The sequence below is a fragment of the Marinitoga sp. 1135 genome (assembly GCF_013363245.1).
GTDB lineage: Bacteria > Thermotogota > Thermotogae > Petrotogales > Petrotogaceae > Marinitoga > Marinitoga piezophila.
The window spans coordinates 1-20335 of sequence record NZ_LBEZ01000018.1 but is presented as its reverse complement, the minus strand read 5'-3'; the positions used below and the strand labels follow the sequence as shown (position 1 = coordinate 20335).

Annotated in this window: 14 protein-coding genes and 1 tRNA gene; 3 read left to right on the top strand and 12 right to left on the bottom strand. The window is 28.3% G+C overall.

The genetic code is table 11. From position 1 onward, the window contains the following. The first annotated feature begins 99 nt into the window (after positions 1-99). Positions 100-2226 (top strand): hypothetical protein, encoded by a 2127-nt coding sequence (locus XO10_RS07585; protein WP_175421362.1) that lies wholly within the window; start codon positions 100-102, stop codon positions 2224-2226. 40 nt (positions 2227-2266) lie between these two features. Further along, on the top strand, positions 2267-3469 hold the full coding sequence (locus XO10_RS07580) for a flagellin (RefSeq protein ID WP_175418440.1): 1203 nt from the start codon (positions 2267-2269) through the stop codon (positions 3467-3469). Positions 3470-3511: 42 nt separating this feature from the next. Here XO10_RS07580 and XO10_RS07575 read toward each other — a convergent pair whose 3' ends face one another. Together XO10_RS07575 and XO10_RS07570 are read right to left on the bottom strand one after the other, a co-directional pair. Further along, complete coding sequence (locus tag XO10_RS07575; protein ID WP_175418439.1) at positions 3512-5635, bottom strand: RND family transporter; 2124 nt, start codon at positions 5633-5635, stop codon at positions 3512-3514. A gap of 13 nt (positions 5636-5648) precedes the next feature. Continuing rightward, on the bottom strand, positions 5649-6245 hold the full coding sequence (locus XO10_RS07570) for a TetR/AcrR family transcriptional regulator (protein WP_175418438.1): 597 nt from the start codon (positions 6243-6245) through the stop codon (positions 5649-5651). A 184-nt stretch (positions 6246-6429) separates the two neighbouring features. Here XO10_RS07570 and XO10_RS07565 point away from each other — a divergent pair, with 184 nt between their 5' ends. Then, positions 6430-8952 carry an adenosylcobalamin-dependent ribonucleoside-diphosphate reductase gene (locus tag XO10_RS07565; protein WP_014296989.1) on the top strand — a complete coding sequence of 841 codons (2523 nt, stop codon included), beginning with the start codon at positions 6430-6432 and terminating at the stop codon, positions 8950-8952. A gap of 22 nt (positions 8953-8974) precedes the next feature. Here the strand turns inward: XO10_RS07565 and XO10_RS07560 are convergent, their stop codons facing one another. The 10 genes from XO10_RS07560 to XO10_RS07515 all read right to left on the bottom strand — a co-directional run. Then, positions 8975-9202, bottom strand: coding sequence for a hypothetical protein (locus tag XO10_RS07560; protein ID WP_175418436.1), 228 nt, complete (start codon positions 9200-9202; stop codon positions 8975-8977). Positions 9203-9368: 166 nt separating this feature from the next. Then, positions 9369-11576 (bottom strand): methyl-accepting chemotaxis protein, encoded by a 2208-nt coding sequence (locus XO10_RS07555; protein WP_175418435.1) that lies wholly within the window; start codon positions 11574-11576, stop codon positions 9369-9371. A gap of 62 nt (positions 11577-11638) precedes the next feature. Then, positions 11639-14371 (bottom strand): hypothetical protein, encoded by a 2733-nt coding sequence (locus XO10_RS07550; RefSeq protein WP_175421361.1) that lies wholly within the window; start codon positions 14369-14371, stop codon positions 11639-11641. Continuing rightward, entirely contained in the window at positions 14368-15510 is a 1143-nt protein-coding gene (locus XO10_RS07545; protein ID WP_175421360.1) for an Ig-like domain-containing protein, read from the bottom strand. Before XO10_RS07545 ends, XO10_RS07550 begins: the two co-directional genes overlap by 4 nt. Before the next feature lie 28 nt (positions 15511-15538). Then, positions 15539-17305 carry a lipopolysaccharide assembly protein LapB gene (locus XO10_RS07540; protein ID WP_014296984.1) on the bottom strand — a complete coding sequence of 589 codons (1767 nt, stop codon included), beginning with the start codon at positions 17303-17305 and terminating at the stop codon, positions 15539-15541. Then, positions 17302-17571, bottom strand: coding sequence for an EscU/YscU/HrcU family type III secretion system export apparatus switch protein (locus tag XO10_RS07535; protein ID WP_014296983.1), 270 nt, complete (start codon positions 17569-17571; stop codon positions 17302-17304). Before XO10_RS07535 ends, XO10_RS07540 begins: the two co-directional genes overlap by 4 nt. Next, complete coding sequence (locus XO10_RS07530; protein WP_175421359.1) at positions 17564-18751, bottom strand: hypothetical protein; 1188 nt, start codon at positions 18749-18751, stop codon at positions 17564-17566. Before XO10_RS07530 ends, XO10_RS07535 begins: the two co-directional genes overlap by 8 nt. 54 nt (positions 18752-18805) lie before the next feature. Then, positions 18806-19630, bottom strand: a complete 825-nt coding sequence (gene ylqF, locus XO10_RS07525) for a ribosome biogenesis GTPase YlqF (protein WP_014296981.1) — start codon at positions 19628-19630, stop codon at positions 18806-18808. Between the two features lie 54 nt (positions 19631-19684). Further along, positions 19685-19759, bottom strand: a tRNA-Arg gene (locus XO10_RS07520). Between the two features lie 212 nt (positions 19760-19971). Beyond that, the coding region (locus tag XO10_RS07515) for an AAA family ATPase (protein ID WP_175421358.1) at positions 19972-20335 on the bottom strand (364 nt) is incomplete at its 5' end.

The window sequence follows — 20335 nt, the reverse complement described above, 5'->3', positions numbered from 1 at the left end:
CAGGATAATATATTAATTATTTTTGAGGATTCTTATTTTTAGGAAAAAAATTTTTTCCAAAGAATGATATATTGAAAGAATTTCCATGGAGGGATCCGTATGAAATTAAAAAACATATATCTTCTTGTTTTTATATTTATTCTACTTTTTTCAGGGTGTACTAAACCTGCAAAATTCGAAGTTAATGTGGAAATATCATATAGTAGCGAAAGTGTTTCTGTTATTAACAAGAGTGTTTCAGAAGCAAATGAATCTATCACTCTTAAAATTTCTTCTCCACTGGCAGATATTGGAAGTGCGACATTAAAAATTGAAGATATGAATAATACATCAAACATAAAATCAGTAAATATGACTGCTGTCGATCGATATACATATACTGCTTCTTTTAAAATTAATGAAGCAGGAAAATACAAGATTACAGGAATATTTTTGTTGGGGGGAGATACGTATGAAAGCAATAATTCATTAATTTTGAACATTTATGACTACCAAAAAGAACTAAACCCAAATTTGAAATTTAAAAATATTAAAACCAACGAAATTATTGATAGCACTGAATTATATGATCCATATAGATACTATACAGCTCTGGTTTCATTTGACAACAATCTATTATATAATAGCGATTTTACATATAAAATATACTTCGATTCTAATTTAATTGAAAGTGGCAGTTTAAAAAACAAAACCTTTGAATCAACTCCTATGTTTTTTGAAAATAAAAAACACACTATTAGCGTCGAAGTTTATGATACACAAAATAACGGTTTTGGAAGAACAACCGTTGAGATTAACCCTAAAAATATAGATACTACTTTTAATTTTTCCTTTGAATTACATAAAGATTCTTTTAACGGAGACTTAGTTTCAAAAAATAGCACATTAACCACCAATGAACCGTTATATGCATTGATAAACTTAAATGAAAAATATGATTTACCAGCTTCGTATACATATAAGATTTCAACAGAAGATACAACTATTGAATCAACAATGTTAGCAGAAAAAAGTTTTAAGTATGGTCCATTTTATCTTAAAGACGGAGATATTAATCTGAATATTTCAGTAATAAATGAAGTTACGGAATATTCTACAGAAATTATTTATCCTTTAAAGGTTGAGCAGTTTGATGAGTTTGATGCAACTCTTGAAATATATAAAAAGGATTATATGAATAAAAATATTTTAATTACTGATGATACTACATTAACAACCAGGGATCCTATATTTTTTAAAATAAGAGTAAATAAAAATTATGATTTTTCAAATGAGTTAGAATATAAATTTATTTTTAAGAAAAATGGAAGAATTTATAAAATTCTAAATTTAACAAAAAATGGTACAGAAGTAAATACGGATACTATGTTTTTTGAAAATGGAAGTTATGAATTAGATTTAACCATTATAAAAGAAGATACAAAATATACCAGAAAATATTATAAGTATTTTAGAATTTCTGAAGTTATAAATAATTTTGAACTTGAATATACTTTAGAACAGAAAAAAAGTGATGGCTCAATTATTTCGTATTTTATGCCAGAAGAAATAAACGTTGACCCTCTGTCAGATAAGTTAAACGAATTCAATATTAAATTTAATTTAAAAACAGCTTATACATACCCAGCTACATATGTATATACATTTTCAGTAAATGGAAAAGATGAATATGTATCTGAACCTATACAAACAAGAACCAATACAGTTTTTACTTCTTATAAATTCCCATCTGGTCATAACTTGGTGGAAATTTCTGTTAAAGATGTTGATAATAATTTTGAAGTAAAAAAGTATTTCGAAGTTCTTGTAAAAGAGGATCAACCACCAGATTTATATAGAGTTACCCTGGACAATCAACTTGTTTATTCTTATGATCCTGAGAATAATATATCAACAATAAATAATATAATCATCTCAACGCCAACAACAAATCCAATAATAAATATAGAATTTATAGATGAATCATTTATTAAAACAAGAAGTTCTTTAACTATTTCTGTAAAGGTTTATGAAACAAATAAAAATTATCAGTTTTCATTATTAAAGGATAATCATCCAGAAGGTAAAGAAATAGGTTTTTACGGTGTTTTAAAAGGAATAACTCTTGATTCAACCCAAACCTGGGAAATAAAAATTGATTCTTCCCAGATTGTTGATGAATTTGATAATTCTAAAGCTGATAAATATGACAGTGAGCCATATTCTGTAATATTCAAAACAAAATAAATATTATAATCAATTATAAAAACATGGAGGTGTAGTTTTTATGAGAATCTACCATAACATGGAGGCTTTAAATGCCTGGAGAACGTTAAGTAATGTAAAAGGTGAGATGAGCAAATCACTCGAAAAGCTTTCTTCTGGTCTTAGAATTAACAGAGCAGCAGATGACGCAGCAGGACTTGCAATTTCAGAAAAAATGAGAAACCAGATTAAAGGGTTAAACACAGCTATCAGGAATGCACAGGATGCTATTTCAATGATCCAAACTGCTGAAGGTGCGCTTGATGAAGTTCATTCCATTTTAAAACGTATGAGGGAATTAGCAGTTCAATCCTCTACAGATACTAACACAGATGTTGATAGAGATCAATTACAAAATGAATTCACTGAATTAAGAAATGAAATTAACAGAATTGCTAAGACAACTCAATTTAATACAAAAAATCTTCTTGATGGTTCAATTAGAGGAACAAGAAGTGCAGAAGCTAAACTTGTTTCTCCTGGTTCAGCTCATTTTGAAATTAAAAGTGGAGGAAATTTAAATAGTATAGACGTTAATGCTAATGTTATTATAGAAGTTGGACAATTTGCTGGTGGAGCAACAAGTCAACTTGATGTTAAGGTTACTGTGGTTAAAGAAGATGGAACAATTGATACATCAACTTCAATAGTATCAGTAAATGCGAGTTCTGTAACTGTTGTTGTAGGAAGTGGATCAATTATAATTGGATGGGATAAAACACAGATTTCTAAAATTACAGATTATGGTGGAACTCTTGCTTCTGGAACAAAAATAGATGGTGGTGCAATAGCTGTATATGGCCTTGTAACAGCAGGAGCAAATGGAGTAAATCCTATTCAGTATCATATTGGTGCCAATGAAGGTCAGGTTATATCTTTAGGTTTTGAAAGTATGAAAGCTGATAATATTGGTATTGTAAGTAGTTTGAAGATTAACTCTCAAAGTGACGCAGAATTTGCTGTAAGTGCTATTGATGCAGCTATTTATAAGGTATCTGCATTCAGGGCAAAATTAGGTGCCGCTCAAAATAGGCTTGAACATACAATTAAGAACTTAGGAGTAGCTTCAGAAAACTTAACAGCAGCAGAATCACGTATCAGAGATGCAGATATGGCAAAAGAATATGCAGAATATACAAAACAACAAATCTTACTCCAGAGTGGTACTGCAATGTTGTCACAGGCAAATCAATTACCACAACAGGTTACACAGTTATTCAGATAATATCCTCAATAAAATTAGAACCCTTCATACGAAGGGTTCTAATTATTTTATATCAAATCTCCTGAAAAAATATGGTAATAATATTAATGTAAACATTGATGCACTAAGCATACCAAACCACATTATTACTGAAAGATGTGAATGGAATGTAAATGGAGAAAGGTTTAATATAGACAATCCCAAAGACAATCCTATTGCATTTGCCATAATTGGTTTTTGAACAACATTAAATGTTTCCTCAATTGGATTTTCGCTTCGAGATTTATAATATCCATATGTTCCTATCATATGAATTGCATAATCAATTCCAATACCTATTGTAATGTTTGACATTAAAGCACTTATAATATTAAGCGGAATTTTAAATAATGCCATTACACCAAATTCTATAATTAATGCACCAAATAATGGTAATATTCCAAAAAATGATATTTTTAAACTTCTTACTATGACAAATAGTGATAGAAATACAAATACCACACTAATTATAAGACTGCTTATCTGACTGTGTAATACTGTAGTATTCATTTCATTGAAAACAAAAGGCATTCCTGTTATATTTATTGATTTAAATATTTTCTTATCTTTAAGTTTTAATACATCATTTTCTATTTCTTTTAAAGTTTCTTCTGAATTATCCTTTGGAGTTATTATTGCAAGATAATCCCTGTTTTTAACAAGATCAAATAATGGATTATTTTTCAAACCTTTTTTCATAATTAAAATCTGTAAAGCATTTGGATACATTTTAAAATTGTATAATTCCCTTCCCATTACATCTAAAAATTCCTGTGGATATGTAAAATCATATATTTTATCTTTAAGCGTTTCTTTTAAACTTCCCATTTCATTTAAATATATTTTATCAAGCGGTTCTCGGGTTGTTCCAAAATCTACCATAATAGGAATATTAAAATCAAAAACAGAACTAAGTTTTTCATAGTCTTTTCTTACCTTTGTATATCGTTTAAACATGGAAATTTGATCAAATTTTATTGTTATATTAGTAATTAAATATCCAAAAATTAAAATAAAGATTATGTATATATACACACCTTTTATATTCCAATATTTTTTTACAAAAGAAACATCAAATACATGTGTTCTTTTTCTTTTTAATTCAACATTACCAAAAATAATAAGTGGCAATATATATAATGTTGCAATTCCTGCAAAACCTATACCAAATGATGTCCATATTCCCATTTCTTTCATCATATTTGAATTAATAAATACCATTGAAATAAAGCCAATTATTGTAGTTACAGTTGTCATAATCATTGCAATCCCGGTACTTTTTAATGTTTCAATAACAGCAGTTCTTTTATTAAGACCGCGTTCTATATATTCTATATAATGCGTTAAAAAATGCATTCCATCAGCACTTCCCATAATAATGGTAAAGATCGGAACCAGAACGCTGGCTATAGTTAATTCCTTACCATACCATCCCATTAATCCCAATGTCCACAACGATCCCATACCAGCAGGTATCACAGAGAAAAATGCAGCTTTTTTAGAACCTAATTGTAAAGAGAAAATAATAAGCATTATTATAAACGCAAGAGGCGGAAGATAAATATAAAGATTAAATAAATAATCAAATAATTTTTTTGTAAAGTATACCGTTCCAGCACCGTAGTGATTTATACCTTCAAGTTTTTTTTCTATTTCATTAACCACTTTAAAGTCCTCTGTTTTTAATGGTATAGTAAACAGCGTATAGTATTTCCCATTTTTCTCTCTTAAAAACTTATCTTTAAACATTTCAATAGAATCTATCTTTTTTATAAAGTTCTCTGTAATTTCATCAGCATTTTTTATATTGTATCCCGGTAAGTTTTCTGGAAATAAACTGGAAATAAAGTTTACACCATCTATCTCTTCAAGTTCCCTCTGTAATTGCCACAATTTTTTATACGTATTTATATCTTTTAAAGGATCTTTATTAAGTTCAAACATTACAATTAATTGATCTGATAAATCATATTTTTTTTCTATTTCATCGTATGTTGTTAAATACGCAGAATCAGTTGGGAGAAATGTTTTCATATCAACATTCAATCTTATTCTAAATAACCCTATAAGCGCTACAATATTAATTATAGCAAGAAGAATTGATAAACCTTTTCTATGATTTCTTATAAAATCTACATATCTTTCCATATTTATCTCCCCTTTACTTATTTTTATTGATAATGCTTAATGCTCCATGAAGATATAAATCTGCAATATAATCTGCGTAAGTGTCATAAAAATCTTCTGGATATTCTATTCCTGAGACCTGGGGAATAATATCCTTTAAAATAAAATGCGAAAAAATCATACCGCTCAATGCTGGACCTAAAATTTCAAAATGTTTTTCATCTCCAAATCCTTCAAAATGATTTTTAAACACGCTATAAATAATTTCCCTTACCTTAGATGCCCTGTATTCAATTAAATCACTTTCTTCATCAGGAATTTGCATGAGCATAATTCTGAACATCTTTTCATTGTTTTTTATTGATTTTACAAGAGCTTTAATAGCAATTCTTATCCTCTCTTCAAGCGGTTTCCCATCAAGATTTGTAACTTTAAATTCCTCAATAAGCTTTTCAAAAAGAACTTCCATTATTTCTTTCAAAATCCCCATTTTTGAACCAAAATGATAATTAATCATTGATGTGCTTACACCAGCTTTTTTTGCAATTTCTCTAACTCCTGTTGCGGCAAATCCTTTTTTATAAAACAACTCTACTGCTGCATCCATAATCCTTTCCTTTACACCTTTCAAAATCTCACCCCGCTTTCGAACGAACGTTCGTTTTTATTATAATACAAAAAAATCTTTAAGTCAACTGTTTTTTTTATTAATATTATATTATAATATTCCACTATTTCTTGTGTAAATAATTGGTAACTCCCACCATATATTGTGGTATAATCTTTTTTGGAATAAAATCGAAGGGGGTAATGGTGTGACTGAAATTTTTAATCTTGATGATTTTCTTGACCATTTTATAAATATTTCTCCATCTGAAAATGCTGAAAGGATATTACGAGATAGGTATTTTCTAAAAGATGGAGAAGGTAATTATTTAGAACATAGCTGGGAAGATATTACAAGGAGGGTTTCAAGATATATAGCCAGCGCTGAAATTTTATATACGGAAGATATTGAAGAAATAAGAAATGTTGAAAAGAAATTTTATAAACTTCTTAAAAGTCGTGTTTTCCTTCCCAATAGTCCAACATTATTCAATTCTGGAAAAACTTTGCCATTAGAAATATTTAAAAAGCCCTTAGAAGAAATGACTATTGAAGATTATAAAAGAATATATAATTCAAGAAATAGACATAATATGTTATCTGCGTGTTTTGTTGTTCCATTAGAAGACTCTATGGAAGGAATATTTGAAGCTGTTAAAGATGCAGCTTTAATTCAAAAATATGGCGGTGGTGTGGGATATGATTTTTCTGTTTTAAGACCAAAAGATAGTTCTATTGCTGGCACAGGTGGAAAATCATCTGGTCCAATAAGTTTTATGAATGTCTTTAATACTACCGCTTCAACAATAGAGCAAGGTGGAGCAAGAAGAGGCGCTCAAATGGCTGTTATGAGATATGACCATCCTGATGTAATTGATTTTATTAATTCAAAAAAGAATAATGATGGTAAGTCTGTATTAAACTATTTCAATATCTCCGTTAATTTCGATAATCCAGAAGAATTCTTAAAAAAGTTAGAAAACGATGAAGAAATTGAACTTAGTCATCCGAATTCAAATATAAAAAAAACAATAAAAGCAAGAGAGTTATTTGATTTAATTGCAAATAATGCATGGAAATCAGGCGATCCCGGAATGCTATTTTTAGGAAGGCACAATAAGTATTATGCACTAAGCGATGTAACTCCTGTAAGTGCTACTAACCCATGCGGTGAGGAACCTCTTCCTCCATATGGAAGTTGTAATCTTGGTTCTATTGATCTGGCTAAGGTTGTGGATTTTGTTAATCTTGGAAACCCTGATCATGAAAATAACGAGCTTTTCAAGGATTTAATTTACTGGTGCAGCCGCTTTCTTGATGATGTTATAGATATTAACGTTTATCCACTTGAAGAAATAGATAAGGTTTCAAAGGAACAACGATTTATTGGTCTCGGTATTATGGGCCTTGCTGATGCTTTGTTTAAAAAGGAATTAGCTTATAATTCTGAAGAAGGAAGAAGGTTTATGGCTGAAAGTACTGCACAGTTTGCATATTATTCACATCTTGCAAGTACTGAATTAGCTAAAGAAAGAGGAAGTTTCCCTCTATTTGACAGATCAAAATACAAAAAAGGATTTATTCCTTTTGCCATGCTCAAAGATGATTTTTCAGAAAATATAAGAAAGTGGAATGAGCTTATTAGAAAACATTTCTTTAATGAAGCAAAAGAATTTAAAAGAAATGTGCAGGTTAATACTGTTGCACCAACAGGATCAATTTCAAATATTGCAGATACTTCAAGTGGTATAGAACCAAATTTTATGCTTGCATATATTAGATATATGACAGACAAAGAAGGTAATAGAGTCCCTTTACCATATATGAACAGAATTCTAAAAGAAAAATTAGATGGAGAACTCACCAGTGAGTTAGAAGCAGAGATTATAGAAAAAGGGAGTGTTCAAAATATTGAAGGTATTTCCGAGGAAATAAAACGCGTTTTTGTAACTGCCATGGACATTTCAGGTGAAGATCACTTAATGGCTCAACATATGATTCAAAGCTATCTTGATGCATCATGTTCCAAAACCATTAACCTTCCTAAAGAAGCAACTGTTGATGATATTAAAAATATATATAAAATGGCTATGGAATTAAGTTTAAAAGGAATTACAATATATAGAGATGGCTCATTAGAAACACAGGTTTTAACCAAAGCAAAAAAGAAAGACGATAAAAAGGTTACTTTCTTTGTTCTTGATGAAAAGCATAAATTAAGAGCAAGGCCAAGAAAGGATACTTTAAAAAGCGTAACAAGAAAATATAAAACAGGATCAGGAACGGTATATATTACAGTTTCATTTGATGATAACGGTGAAGCAATAGAAATATTCCTTTCTGATGGTACAGAAACCGCAGAAATTATAGGAAGACTTTCATCCATCGCTTTGAGATCAGGTGTCTCAGCAGATGAAATTTTAGAGCAGCTGTCAAAAGTAAAAGGTACATATTGTAAAGGTATTTCTGGTGAAATTAAGAAAGCACTTGAGGATTTCGAAGATTTATGGAAAGACAACGAAGGAGATATTGAGGTATTTCATGTTGGAAAACCTTTAAGTAGAGAAGAAGTTGAAAAGTTTGTTCACGCTAATAAACTCGAATATACAAAAGGCTATTATATAGATAACGAAGGTAATACATATTGTCCTACCTGTCTAAGCAAAAATTCCCTGTTAATGACAGAAGGATGTATTTCATGTAAAACCTGCGGATGGTCTAAATGCTCTTAAAATAAATAAAAAGCGGATCTTCCTAATCTTTTTGGGAAGTTCCGCTTTTCTCTTTGATTTCTTCAGAATGTTCACTTAGAGCAATATGCCCATTTATAAGTTCTCCTAATCGGCTTTGAGACTCAGTTTCAATTAAATGACTTTCTTCATCTAGTAATTCTTCAACCTCTTTTAAAAGCTCATTTGCCTGTTTGATCTTATCAGCAATTATTCTTTCAATCTCTTCATGATTATATTGTTTCCCTTTCATACTATCATCCTCTTTGTTTAAACTTATTTTTCACATATGAATTATAACATACTAGTTTATCTCATGTCAAATAATTATTAAAAAGTCCTAATAATTTTACAAATAATTAATTAATCAATGATATATTAATTTAAAAAACACCACCTTAATTGGTGGTGTTTTATTTCTAAATCTTAAATTTTTTAAGTCTTTCGTTTAATTGTTCTACAAGTTTCGATAAATCCATAGCTTTTTCACTGACATTTTCTATTTCCAGACTTTCGTCCTCAATTTCTCTTGTTATATCTGATACTTCTTTTGATATTTCCAATATCATTTGTGCCGTTTTATCTGTAGCTGCAGCCATTTCTTCTGTTGAAGCACTTTGTTGTTGCGCACTTGCTGTTAAATCTTCTACTCTTGCATTAATGCTTTCAACTCTTTCAAGTATCTCTGAGAATTTTCTTTGAATTTCATCTGCACTTATTTCAACCTGACTTATAACTTTTACAGTATCATCTGTAGCCTGATTGGCTTTTGCAGCGCCATCTTTTATTTCATTTAATATTTTGGCTATTTCTTCAGTAGCCTTTCTACTTTCTTCTGCTAACTTTCTAATTTCATCAGCAACAACAGCAAAACCTTTTCCTGCTTCTCCAGCTCTTGCTGCTTCTATTGCTGCATTTAGAGCAAGTAGATTTGTCTGTTCGGTTATACTGGTAATTGTCTCCACAATTTCTCCAATATTCTGAGCTTTTTCAGCCAAAACTGCAACCGTTTTTTCTGTTTCCTTGGATTTTTTTACTGCATTATCTATAATTTCAGCAATTTTTATAATTGATTTTTCTCCATCCTGCGTCAATTGAGTTGTATTATTTACTGATCTTGAAATTTCAGCAGCGGTTTCAGAAACATTTTGAGCTGCTGTAGAAACTTCATTTACTCCTGAAGTTAATTCTTCTGTTGTTGCTGAAGCATTTTCAGAATTAGATTCAATTAATTGCGATTTTTTTAATACATTATCATTGAGAGAAGCCGTTTTTTCTGAAATTTTCGCTAAAATTTCTGAAGATTCTTCTATTTTTTTACCAGCTTCAAGCATCCATAATGTTGTATCTCTTAAATTATCTGACATATTTTTTAATGAATTTGCTATTAAGGCTACTTCATCTTTACCTTCAATTTTAAAATCCACAGTGAAATCTCCAGAAGCAAATTTATCAACTTTTTTGCTGAGATTTACAAGAGGATTGGTAATTTTCCTGGAAAAAATTAGAGACAATAATATTGAAATTAAAATAATAATCAAAGACATAAAAATCAGGGAATTTCTTATCTTTTTAGATGCTGCAAATGCTTCCTCAACAGAAACTTCTGAAATAAACGCCCATTTTACTTCTTTAAATTGAAATGGAGCATAAGCACTGAGGACTTTTTCCCCTTCAAAATTATTTGATACCATCCAGCCTGTTTCACCTTTTAATGCTTTTTCTACAGGCTTTGTATTGGCTTTTTGAGTTAATAATACCTCTTTATCTGGAAGATTGCTTCTTAAATATTTATCTGTTCCCACGATATATGTAATACCGGTTTTTCCCATTCCACTTTTATCTTTTAAAGCAGATTCAAGATAATTTGTATCAATATATACTATAAAATATCCAGATACTTCATCATAATCATTTAAGATTTTTATTCCTGCAAAAAAACCATATTTTTTATTGCCGGCATTATATTTACCTATATCTGAAAAATGTACTTTTGTATCTCCAGAACTTTCTAATATATTAAATAAAATTCCAAGTTGAGTATTTTTATATTTTCCATTTTTCAAATTTGTAGCAAAATCTTCATTCTTTTTTACAGAGTATAGTATATTTCCGTCTTTTGACACAAGATAAATATCATAATAAATATCTTTTGTATCAACAAATTTCGTTAAAAGAGGATGTAAATCTTCATGGGTTGAATTGTAGGGATATAAATCTGTTTGTGCAGCATCTGAAATTTTTGATTCATCGAAATTTTCATCGTAAAAAAAGTTTATCAGCTTTTCTCTTTCTTTATAAGGATTTTTTTCATAATATACTTCTCTTAATTCTTTTAAGAAATTTTCAGTATCCCCCATACTTTTAAACATTGTTTCCTGAGCTACAATATCATTAAAATCCTGCATTATTACTGGAAGTTTTGAAAAATACTCAAGATCTTTTTCTATTAAAGATAAGGTGTTTTTTAAAAACATACTCTTTGAATCACGCGCAACTATCAATTTACTAACAAAACTTTCTTCCAAAGCATTTTGCGATTGAATAACGCTATAAAAAAGAAAAACAGAAAAGGAAATAATAAGTATGAGAGAAACAAACAACAGAATCTTTCCGTTTATTTTCATTATTACCCCTCCCTGAAATAGAATACCCCTTCGTATTTAATATTATAACATATTTTTTACTATTATTTTTCATCTGTAAAATTTGAAAGAATATACTTTTCTGTTGTTTGAATGAATATAATATCTCTTAAATTAGGACTTTTATATTCAGAAACTCCTGCAATTATCATTTTATTGTTTATAAATCCTATATCTGTAAAAATAGTATCCTGTTTTTTTATAGAAAAACTTTTTGCCCAGATTTTTTCTCCGTTAAAGTTGAATTTTGCAATAAATCCTTTTCTTATTAATGTATTTTTATCTCTAACCCAGCCAACAGTATATATATACTCTCCTTCTTTTATAGCTTTTACAATATTTATATCATTTACAAATGGAATAATTTTCCCATATGTTTTAAATCCATTTGAATCTAATCTAACAAAATATGGCTGAAGGACATCTCTAAATGATGTTCCAATCACAATAAATTCATTTTTAGAAATAGGAATTATATTTGAAACAAAATCGTCCTTTGAAGTACCTGCTGTTAAATCCCAGATTTTTTCACCTAATTCATTGGTTTTTATTATATAAAAGTCATATCCTCCATTCCCAAATGATTTTGTAGATCCTGCTAAAATAAATGAATATGGATCCAATTTTATTATTTTGGATGCAAATTCAAGATCATATCCTCCATACTCTTTTGACCATATTCTATAACCTGTTAAAGAATATTTTGAAATTTGTATATTTGTCTCAGAGCGATCATTCCCAATTGTACCTGTGGTGTATATGTATCCTTCATTTTTATCAAAATAAAAGTCTTCAAACGAATCCCTTTTGGTACTTCCAGCAAATGTTTCCCAGAGAATTTTTTTATCTTTTGTATTTAATAAACATAAATACATATCTCCACGAATATCTTTTTTGCTGGAAAAACCTATAATCATTGCACTTGAATCATCTGTAACCTCTATCTTTTTTCCATAATTTTCAAATTTCTCCAAATATATTTTTACATCTGGATTTGAAAATTTAAAATCAATTTCACCATATAATAAGTTCAATATTTTATATTCGGGATTTTCGCCATAACCTGTAAAATATATTTTTTCATTGTTGATATATAAATCCAAAAGCATCTGATCTGCTGCCATATTTAGCCTTTTTAAAACAAAGTCCATTTTGCCTGTTAAAAATTCTTTTTCAGAACTTTCAACTTTACGTTCATTTATAACAGCTATTACTTTCCAGATATATCTTTTTTCTGGTTTTAAATTTATTGTGTATTCATTATTTTTTATATTTTTTATTTTTTGTTCTTTTATATATCCATTTCCTATTTCTTTTAAAAATATCTCATATCTTATATTTGTCGCATTTTCTGAATGTGGCATTTTCCATTTTAGTGAAACAGTATAAGTATTTATAATATCTCCATTTTCAGGATATAAAAGTATAGGTGTTGATATTAAACTTTCTTTTGTTTCATTTTTTAATATATTTTCATCTGATATAGTATTTTCAGCTATGATTTCATTATTCTCTTTTTTACCGATATCGTAATCATATATTTCAACAATTTTATTGTAATTTCTGTCTTTTAATATAAATACAAAAGTTTGTCTTTCTGTTTTTATAACTTTTGAAACAATTATATTCCCCTGAAAATAATGTTTCCATATTATATTACCTGAAAAGTCCTGAGCATATGTGTATTCACCAAACACATAAATGATATTGTTTATTATTTTCACATCTAAAAAATCAGAAAAACTTTTAAATTCAAGAATTCTTTTGGTTTTATAGTTATAAAGCTTTAGATAGTTTTTTTCATAATATATAATATATCCATTTGAAATCTTTATTTTTTCTGCATAAAACGGTAATTTTATCATCTTCCCAGAAAAATCAGACATTATTAACGAATTTGCATTTTTAAAAACAATTATATTATTATCATATTCAAGTATTTGACCGGGAATTTTAAATTCTTTAATTATCTGGCCATTTAAATCAAAAACAGAAAAGTTTTTTTGGGTTTTTACTGCAAAAAAATCTTTTTTAAATATTACACTTTCTATTTCTGAATCGAAGGATATCCTAAAAACCACACTTTTTCCATTTAATTTTTCCAGTCTTTTGCTGTTGTATATAAATATATTATTATTGCTATCAATTTTAATACTGGCATATATGTTATCAAGATTAATTTGGTTAATTAAATTCCCACTTGAAATATCAAATAATTTTATGTATGAATTATTTAAAAGATATATAAATTCCCCTTTAATATCTATATCTACAAATCTTTCTTTTAATGAAAATTTTATTTTTTTATTTTCATCATATATATCTATAACGTTATTCCCAGCAGTAACAGTATAATTTTCATATGAAAAAATTTGAGTTTTATCCTTCACAAAAGCTACCCATATTAACTCGCCATTATTGTATTTTCTTGTTTTAAATTTCAAAATAGGGGTTTCATATATTTTTTCACCATTTTCTTTAACAGCAATTTTCCAGAAATATGTTGTTTCCGGTTTTAAAAATTTTACCGGATATATATTTGTTGGAAGATTTTCATTATACAAACGGGGAGAATTATTCTCCCCTAAATATATATCATATGTAATTTTTTTATTTTCCGTATTTTCAAAGTTCCATTTTAATATTACACCTGTTGGCGAAATGCCTTCGCTATTATTTTCTGGAAATATACTTTTTAATTTAAGTGATTGTCCAAAAAAGAGCTGGAATAATATAAGATAAAACACAAACAAAATATATTTTTTTATAATAATCACCACTCTTTTACTATTTTAAATCTCTTTGTTGGTGAATTTTCATTATTGACTATAACAATTTTAAATCCTTTCGAAACAATATTACCGGCTCTATCTTCAGCTTCGATTATAATCCTTGTTTCTGAATCTTTAAGCTCCACATTGTTTTTAGTTATAAAAACCTTTTTTACATATTCTTTCTTTTTAAATTCATCAAGCGTTAATGCTGGCGCATCAAGTGATTTTATATGTATATCTCCGTTTATATCTACATCATTAACCAATAATCTTACTGACTTTATTTCAACATCATCTGTAACCATTGCTTCTATATTAACAATTGTTGCACCTGAGGATAACATATTTGGTTTTATAATTGTTATCTCCGGAGCTTTTCCCCCAACTTTTATTTCCTTTTCTAAAGTTACTGTATTTGATGCTCTATCAGTTGCTGAAATTTTTAACTCAAGTGTATCGCCAACAGGATATCTATATGCTTCAAATGTTTGCGTTGTAACCGTAGCATCCTTATCGTGTTCATTGTATTTCATTTCAACTGGAGAAAGTGTTGAATCTATTAAATTACCTTTATGATATAAGTTTATTGAATATTCGCTTAAATCCTCTTTCCCTTCAGCATCTATATCTTTTATATATGCCATTATATCAAATGTACCTTCTACTGTGTCATATGCTTCTTCCGAAGGAAGTAATTTAATAATAGGCTTTCTAACAACCTTTAAGTCTTTTTCCAATTCTGTTTTATTATCAATATTATCTTCAGCTGTTATAAGTATATGTAATATTTCCCCATCAGGGATTTCATCTATAGGATATGGTTTTAATGATATTAATTCTATTGACTTATCGTTTAATACATTAATTTTAAAAGAACTCATTAAATCAAGGCCATCATTTAAAATACTAAATTCAGGATTTCTTACCACTTCTATTTTTTCAGAATTATTTATCATAATCGTCAAACCCTTTAAATATACATCATCTGAAATTTTTAAATGAAAATTAAAACCGCTATCTATAATATCAGAATTAGGCTCTACTAACTGAATAACAGGTTTTTGATCCTGTTTTAACGTACAACCTGCTCCAAATAATATCAGGATAATTATCCCCAATAATATACCCCTTAGATTCTTCATTATACTGCCTCCCAACCTATTATTTTAATTAAATTTTTATTAGTTCATCAAGATTGGCTAACCATAATAATAGCGATTGAACTTTTGAATCTTCGAACTCTTCATTTTCAATTTCGCTTTTTAATGGCTTTATATGCATATATGAAATTATTACTTTTATTATATCCTCAAACTCACTTAAATTATATTCTATTAACCCATCAAAATCTATTAAATTTAACTCATAATCTGCAAGCAATCTCGAAAGGCCAAAATGCAAATCTTTCATTTCCTCTATTATATCGCTTATAAACACATCAAGTGTGCTAAAATTGCCAAAAACTTTATCCTGATAAATTCTTAATAAGAATCTTGTTATAAACAGTCCCTTTCCATCTTTCCATAAATATCTCGCCAATAATGTTGCAACTCTTTCGCCTAAACCATAATCTATACCACTTAATAATAACGCATTTGTAATTAATTCTAACCCAGAAATTTCCTCATTTATTTCATCATTTAATAAACTTTCTATTTCAATGTTATTTTTCTTTAAATTTTCATACAATCCTAATTTATCAATAAACCCTTCTTCATCAAAAGAATTGATTAGTGGTATTGTATACTTTTCATCTGCTATACTTTCTAAATAATCTACATACTTTTCAACCTTATCCAATATTGAAACCATATTTCCATACAAACCATAGTTATTTAACTCATTTGCCAGTTGTTTTGCCTTTTCAATTTCACCTTCTGAAATATATGCAAACATTAAAAATGTTTTTGCTGAAACCATAAATTCAGTATCCTTCAATTCGTTATAATATTTTTCTATATCTTCATAATTACCTATTATAGATAATATTTTTATCAAAAATAAAGCTATTAAATTTTTATTTTCTTTTTTAGCAACATTATATGCTTTCTTAGCTGTATCATAAGATTTTATATATTCTCCTATATTTCTATAGGCAATTGCCAATTCGTGTAATATATAATCTGTTTCTGAAATTTCTGCAGCCTTTTTAAGCACTTCTACAGCTTTAAGATGTTTCCCCAAACGTGCATAGGTAAATCCAAGATTATATAACAATTCCACATTTTCAGAATCTATTTTTAATCCTTTTTCCTGAATTAATGCAGCATCTTCATATCTTTGCAATTGATTGAATAATATTCCAAGACGAACATATGCTGCAACAAATCCCGGATCTTTTTCAAGAAGCTCATTAAGCTCCTGAATAGCTTCAGAAAATAACCCATTTTCAATATATACATCAGCTATCTTTAATTTTGGCAAAAGAAATTCAGGATTCAATTCAAGGGCATTTTTATATGCTTCAAGAGCTTCATCATATAATTTCCTTTCAAACATAAGATTACCAAGTTCAAAATGACCAAGATGAAAATTTGGATTCTTTACAAGAGCTTCTTTCAATTCAAGTTCAGCTAATTCTTCCTGCTCGCTTTTTTTTAACAACAAAGCCCTATAAAAGTTAAAACGATAATCTTCACCACCAAGCTTTTTCGCTGCATTAAGATAATAATTTGCCTGTTCAAAGTCATCTTTATTAAGCGCTTCTTTAAATGCTTCATAATAGAAATATACAAGGTAACTCTTATAATATTCATCTTTTGATATTTCATATTGAGCTTCCAAACCCCTTAAGATGACATCGAGAGGCAATTTGTTTTTATTTGCAACCTTTTTCATATCTTCAACAAGCACTGGCAATTTTACTGGAAGATTATATAATTTTGCATATTCTGGTTTTAAATCAAGATATACAATTGCATATTTGTAATTTTTCATAAAATACCTCCTGTATTTTCATTATCGAGTTTCATAACATAAGCAATTATCTTTGCCACAATGGAATACATATCTTCTGGAATTTCTGAAGGAATATCCATTGAATACAGAGATTCCACTACTTTTGTATTTTTCATTATAGGAATATTGTTTTCCTTTGCTATTTCAAGTATTTTTTCAGCTATATGATTTATGCCTTTTGCAATAACTACTGGCACTTCATCTGTTAGTTCATCATATTTCATTGCAACAACCTTTTTATCCATATAAACCATCTCCAGAAAGGTTGGAATCTTCTTTTAATTCTGTAATCTTTAATCCTCCAACGGTAAATCCTTCTCTTCTTATTTCATCAATAAGCGTCTCTATTTTATCTGAAAACTTTTTGTTTTCTTTTTCAATTTCAAAGGAAAGATTCAGGGATTTATTGATTTCATATATAATACATTTGATATTTCCAAAATTTCTGGTTAATATGGAAAAGGAGATCCTTTTTACTTTCACTATATTTTTAGTATGTTCATCTATTTTAAACTCATTGCCTATATTAAAAAATATTGGAAATCCGAAAAGTGATAAAAATATAAAGTTTTCTTCTGGTTTCATATTTGAAAAATTTTGATATGCATTTATTGCGTTTTTGACGATATTATTATGTGTTTGATTTTTTAGTATAGGAATATCTTTCTTTTCTCCTAAAATATCGTTTTCTTTTTTAATATCTTCATTACCCTTTCTATCTTCTTCTTTTTTTATCCCTGCATTATCAATGGTTTTACTTTTATTAATATTTAACTGTTCTCCCTTATTTTCAAAACTCTGAATTTTAGAATTTTGAATTATTTTATCTTGAACACCACTATTATGTTTTTGCTCATTGTTTTTAGAAATTGTATTGCTTTTTTTAAGTTCTTCTTTTAAATCGGTTATAATCAAACTTTTTATTATATTGGCACTTTTAACAGGATCTGGAATCTTTAACGATTTATTATTTGTTAGAGAATTATATATCTCTTTTAAAAATGACATTAGGAAATTTTTCTGGCTTTTATTAAAAACTATCTTTTCCTGAATATTTTCATCGGATTTATAAACTTCTTCATTAAATGTATTAATGAACTTTCCAAGCCAGAATAAAAATTTTTTTGTGTTATTATTTATTGAATTATCAGGCAAAATTAAATCAATGTTATTTTTAGCGTTCAATAAATTAAAATGTATATACTTCCCATCTATTTTTAAAATTTCTCTGGTCTGTACAATATCTTTTTTTTCGCTTTCATTATTTAAGATATTTATATAATCACCGGGTTTTATATCTTTAAAATTCTTTCCGGGATTTTTTATAATAATCTGTTTGTTGTTATTAATCTTTAAATGGACAATATCAGAATCTATGGCTTCTACAATAGCCAATAATGTTTTTATATTCTTTTGTTTTATCAATTCTTTAAATAGGTTTATTCCAAAAATATTTACCTCATTTAAAATATTAATCCCTCACTTTAATATCTCATAATCCTCCGGATAATCATATACAACCTTTCCAAATTTTCCATCTGACAATTCCTTTAAAAATGTACTCATGGCTCTTTCTATATCGTATTCATTTCCAGACTTTATAAAGTTTCTTTTTTTAGCAAACATATTTAAAAATTCATAATAGTCCTCCGGCGGATTATCTCCTTTAAGCGCTGTTTTTAAAATCTCTGGATATTTTTCCTTGAAAAAGTTAAATCCATACTCTATTGCAAACTCTTTTTCATCATCTTCTGGTTTTACTGAACCAATAAGTATTAATTTATAGAGAATTTTTTTATTGTATATATCAGAATATAAAATTCCAGGTGTATCAAGCAACATAAAATTATCATTCACACTTATCCATTGAACGCCTTTGGTAACTCCTGGTGTATTTCCAACGCGTAATGATTTTTTACCTTTTAAACTGTTTATTAGCGTAGATTTACCAACATTAGGAATTCCAGCAACCATTACACGCAATTCTCTAAACTTTTTAGGAAATGTTTTATAAACAACTTTAGTTAAGAAGCTTTTTATACTTACCTTCTTTAAAGAAGTTTCTAAAACCTTATATCCTTTGGATTTATAATAATCTTTCCAGAATTTTAACTGTTTTTCGTCTGCAATATCAATTTTATTAAACAATATTATTCTATCCTTATCTTTAAATAAATCCTCAAACTCATAAGCCCTGCTGGCATATGGAGCTCTAGCATCAACTAATTCCAGAACACCCTGAACAGTTTTTAAATATGTTTTAATTTTCGATTTTGCCTTTTTTATATGACCGGGATACCACATAATGTCACACTCCTTTTTGTAATAACAAAAAATCCGGGAAGCTCCCGGATCTTGTGGTGCCCCCAGGAGGAATCGAACCTCCATTTGCGGATTAGGAATCCGCCGTTCTATCCATTGAACTATGAGGGCGCATATATTATTAGAACCAAGTATAATTTTACCAGAATTTTTTTGTATTTGCAATAAAGGAAATATAAATAATTAATTAAAAACTATAGAATTTCAATTCTGCAAATTTTTAATTAGTTTCTCACTTTCGACGGACTTTCAAAGTTCGTTTTTATAAACCACACATTCTACTCTTCAATTATACCATATCAAAACAAAATGAGGCTTTTGCCTCATTTGATTAATTCCAGCAATTTTTCTTCATTTTTTCTCGTTGTTTTTTCCAGGATTTCTCCTGTCTTTTTATCTGCTGTTATTTTCCCTTTTTTTAATACCACTATCCTGTCTGTTTTTTCTATTTCACTTACATCATGACTGGCTAAGATTATTGTTTTTCCTTTTTGACTTAATTCTTCCATTATTTCATATATCTTCATTTTCGTTTCTATATCCACTCCATTTGTCGGTTCATCAAGTAAATATATTTCCGCTTCTTTTATTAATGCCCTTGCTAGATTTAATCTCCTTTTCATCCCCGTTGATGCTTCCATATACTTTATTTTCCTGGTTTCGTATAGCCCCATTTCTTTTAATCCT

Excerpts from the sequence above, each read along its gene's own strand:
- XO10_RS07535 (WP_014296983.1), bottom strand. The coding sequence starts at position 17,571 with ATGGATAAAAAGGTTGTTGCAATGAAATATGATGAACTAACAGATGAA.
- XO10_RS07555 (WP_175418435.1), bottom strand. The coding sequence starts at position 11,576 with ATGAAAATAAACGGAAAGATTCTGTTGTTTGTTTCTCTCATACTTATT.
- ylqF (WP_014296981.1), bottom strand. The coding sequence starts at position 19,630 with ATGTGGTATCCCGGTCATATAAAAAAGGCAAAATCGAAAATTAAAACA.
- XO10_RS07575 (WP_175418439.1), bottom strand. The coding sequence starts at position 5,635 with ATGGAAAGATATGTAGATTTTATAAGAAATCATAGAAAAGGTTTATCA.
- XO10_RS07585 (WP_175421362.1), top strand. The coding sequence starts at position 100 with ATGAAATTAAAAAACATATATCTTCTTGTTTTTATATTTATTCTACTT.
- XO10_RS07540 (WP_014296984.1), bottom strand. The coding sequence starts at position 17,305 with ATGAAAAATTACAAATATGCAATTGTATATCTTGATTTAAAACCAGAA.
- XO10_RS07545 (WP_175421360.1), bottom strand. The coding sequence starts at position 15,510 with ATGAAGAATCTAAGGGGTATATTATTGGGGATAATTATCCTGATATTA.
- XO10_RS07580 (WP_175418440.1), top strand. The coding sequence starts at position 2,267 with ATGAGAATCTACCATAACATGGAGGCTTTAAATGCCTGGAGAACGTTA.
- XO10_RS07560 (WP_175418436.1), bottom strand. The coding sequence starts at position 9,202 with ATGAAAGGGAAACAATATAATCATGAAGAGATTGAAAGAATAATTGCT.